The following is a 3,562-nucleotide window of genomic DNA, read 5'->3' on the forward strand; positions in this document are numbered from 1 at the left end:
CGGCGCTCCGCCCCTTGGCAGCGGATGTCAGGATTTGACTTTGCTCCGGGATTGACCTGCATCAACGCAAAAGTCTTTATTCGCCATAGCGTTGACGAATGACGAAATTCGTCATAAGGATCAATTCTTCACCGCATTCGTTGAAATAAAACTAGCCGGCAACGCCGTGAGTCATTCCGAACGCGATACCAAGCAGATCATCGTCGATACCGCCGAGCGTTTTTTCCGGGACATCGGCTATCAAAAGACGACCGTGGCGGACATCGCCAAGTCCCTACGGATGAGCCCCGCCAATGTCTATCGCTTCTTCGACTCCAAGAAGTCGATCAACGAGGCGGTACTCGAGCGCTACAAGCGCGAGCAGGAAGAGGCGATCGCCACCATCGCCACGGAAGATCGGCCGGCCGCCGACCGCCTGCGCGACATCCTTGCCGTTTCCTACCGGCTCAATGCCGCCCGTTTCGCCGGGCATGCCCGGATGCAGGAAATGGTCTGCGCGGCCATGGAGGAGAGCTGGGATGCGATCATCGCGCATATCGAGCGGTTCGACGTGGTCCTGCGCGGAGTCGTGGCCGACGGCATTGCCCGTGGCGAGTTCCGGCCGGTGGATCCGGCCCAGGCGACGGGCTGCATCCGTACGGCGATGATCCGCTTCATGCACCCGCTTCTGATTACGCAATGCGAGTGCATTCCCGGCCCCTCGCCCGATGAAATGATCAGTTTCGTGCTCAATGCGCTGATGGCCAGGCCGGCGCCAAACTGAGCCCGCGCCGCAACGGCGCGTTGACAAGCCATCGACGGAGCGGGATACCCCGCCTGACATGGCCACCCTGCCCAAACAAAGTCTCAAGAAAGCAGCCGTCGTCCTCCACGACCTCGTGATGACGGCGCTGGCGATCTGGCTCGTCTTCGTGGTCCGCTTCGAAGGCTGGCAACTCGCCGAGCACCTGCGCTACCTGCCGCGCTTCCTGCCCTTCTTCGTCGCGTATGCCGGGCTGGTCTACTGGTTCTTCTCGCTCTACCGCTCGAAGTGGCGCTTCGCCTCGCTGCCGGACCTGTCGAACATCGTCAAGGCGGTCTCGGTCCTGACGGTGAGCCTGCTGGCGATCGATTACGTGCTGGTCGCACCCAACTTCTACGGCGCATTCTATTTCGGCAAGATCACGATCGCGCTCTACTGGCTCGTCCAGAACGCGCTGCTCGGGGGGCCGCGACTGGCCTATCGCTACTTCAAATATGCCCGCTCCCGCACCTCGGCCGGGCGCGAGGCGACGCTGCCGACCCTGATCCTGGGCCGCGGCGTCGAGGTGGAGACGGTGATCCGCGCGATGGAAACCGGGACGATGCGGCGGCTGCGGCCGGCCGGCATCCTGTCGCCGCGCCCGGACGATCTCGGCCAGTCGATCCGCGGCATTCCCGTGCTCGGCCTGCTCGCAGACATCGAGGTGATCGCTTCCGATGCCGCCGAGCGCGGCGAAGCCTTCCGGCGCATCGTCGCCACGCCCTCGGCCCTCCTGCCGGAGGCACAGCCCGAGAAGTGGCTGGCGCGCACCCGCAAGCTCGCCCTGCCGATCTCGCGCATCGAGGCGCTCGGCGAAGGCGGGCGCGACACCGAGGTCGCCCCGCTCGAGATCGAGGATCTGCTGGTGCGGTCGACCGTCATCATCGACCGCGAGCGGCTGGGCACCTTCCTCAAGGGCAAACGCGTCATCGTGACGGGTGGCGGCGGCTCGATCGGCTCGGAGATCTGCCTGCGCTGCGCCGCGTTCGGCGCGGCCGAACTGCTGATCGTCGAGAGCTCCGAGCCTGCCCTGTTCCAGATCACCGAACTGCTCTCCATCCAGGCTCATGACACGGCCGTCTCGGGCGTGCTCGCCGATGTGCGAGACCGTGAGCGGATCATGCCGCTTTTCGCGGCCTTCCAGCCCGACATCGTCATCCACGCCGCCGCGCTGAAGCACGTTCCCTATCTCGAGGCGGACTGGAGCGAGGGCATCAAGACCAACATCTTCGGATCCGTGAACGTCACCGACGCGGCCGTCGCCGCCGGGGCCAAGACCTTCGTGATGATCTCGACCGACAAGGCGATCGAGCCGGTTTCGATGCTCGGCGCAACCAAGCGCTTCGCCGAGATGTACGCGCAGTCGCGCGATGCCGAGTTCGTGGCTGCGGCCTCCGGCGTGCGCCTCGTCGCGGTGCGCTTCGGCAACGTGCTGGGTTCGGTCGGCTCGGTCGTGCCGAAATTCAAGGCGCAGATCGCCCGCGGCGGGCCGGTCACGGTCACCAGCCCCGACATGATCCGCTACTTCATGACGATCCGCGAAGCCTGCGATCTCGTCCTCACTGCGGCTTCGCACGCCCCGGAAGGCGGCCCCGATGCGGAGCGCGCTGCGGTCTATGTGCTGAAGATGGGCCAGCCCATGCGCATCATGGACCTCGCCGAGCGGATGATCCGCCTCGCCGGCTTCGAGCCCGGTGAGGACATCGAGATCATCGTCTCCGGCGTCAGGCCGGGCGAGCGCCTGAACGAGATCCTGTTCGCCCATGACGAGCCGATGGCCGAAACAGGGCTCGACGGCGTGATGGCTGCCAAGCCGATCTTTGCCGGCCGAGTCCGCATGCAGGGCTGGCTCGCCCAGCTGGAAGCAGCAGTAAAGGCTGACGATCGCGCCGCGGCACTCGCCGTACTGGACGAGGCCATCCCGGATTTCAGCCGGCGCGAGATTCAGCTGCCAGACGCGCCAGCGCCGCGTGCGTCTCAGCCGGCGGCTGCCAGCCAGCACTGAGCAGCCTCGCTGGCCGGGCGACCAGGCTACCCGCCAGCTTGAGAAAGATTTCCTCGCGCCCGGCGAAACGCGCCAGACGCCGAAGCAGGGGCTCGGGGATCGCCAGCAGCCCGGGCGCGCGGCCAAGCCCTGCGCGCATCGCCGCGAGCATGCCGGCAACATCGATCGGCTCGGGATCTGAGACCGTGTAGACCTGGCGCGCGGGACACTCCGGCAGCAGCGCGAAACGAATCGCATCGGCCATGTTCTCGACGGCCAGCAGCGAGCGCGGCGCCTTCAGCCCGCCGAACGGCAGGGGCACCGGCAGGCGGGCAAGCCGCAGCAGCGCCGCCATGTTCGCCTTGACGCCGGGGCCGTAGATCAGCACCGGGCGCAGCGCTACCCAGTCGAGATCGAGCGCCTCAAGCCCGCGCTCCGCGGCGAGCTTGGAACGGCCATAGGGATCGGTTGGGCCCGGTTCTGCATCCTCCGTCAACGGCCGCCCATCGAAGGCACCGGACAAAGCCTTTATCGAAGAAAGATAGACGAAGCGCCGCACGCCGGACGCAGCGGCCGCCTGCGCCAGCTCCAGCGTTGCCTGGGTGTTGATCCGGGCATAGAGCGCCTCGTCGAGGCCCGGCCCGGCATGGGCGAGCCCGGCCATGTGGACGACATGGTCGACCCCTTCGAGAGCGGGCCGCCAGTCGATCGGCTCGGAAAGGTCGCCGGTCGCCACCGTCTCGACCCCTTCCGGCATCGGCTGCGGTCGGCGCTGAGCGAGGCGCAGGCGATAACCT

The 3,562-nt window shown here is 66.6% G+C and carries 3 protein-coding genes; 2 read left to right on the forward strand and 1 reads right to left on the reverse strand.

Annotated elements, in window-relative coordinates:
• Window positions 1–91: 91 nt before the first annotated feature.
• Together ACIPIA_RS12310 and ACIPIA_RS12315 are read left to right on the forward strand one after the other, a co-directional pair.
• The gene (locus ACIPIA_RS12310) at window positions 92–763 is read left to right on the forward strand and encodes a TetR/AcrR family transcriptional regulator (RefSeq protein WP_400509900.1); all 672 of its coding nucleotides are present in this window, start codon (window positions 92–94) and stop codon (window positions 761–763) included.
• 67 nt (window positions 764–830) lie between these two features.
• The gene (locus tag ACIPIA_RS12315; RefSeq protein ID WP_400509903.1) at window positions 831–2,786 is read left to right on the forward strand and encodes an SDR family NAD(P)-dependent oxidoreductase; all 1,956 of its coding nucleotides are present in this window, start codon (window positions 831–833) and stop codon (window positions 2,784–2,786) included.
• On the opposite strand, the gene ACIPIA_RS12320 is transcribed toward ACIPIA_RS12315, so the two are convergent.
• Window positions 2,710–3,552, reverse strand: coding sequence for an NAD-dependent epimerase/dehydratase family protein (locus tag ACIPIA_RS12320; RefSeq protein ID WP_400509905.1), 843 nt, complete (start codon window positions 3,550–3,552; stop codon window positions 2,710–2,712). The genes ACIPIA_RS12315 and ACIPIA_RS12320 overlap by 77 nt on opposite strands.
• Between the last annotated feature and the right edge of the window lie 10 nt (window positions 3,553–3,562).

The sequence above is a fragment of the Allobosea sp. CER48 genome, assembly GCF_044752385.1.
GTDB lineage: Bacteria > Pseudomonadota > Alphaproteobacteria > Rhizobiales > Beijerinckiaceae > Allobosea.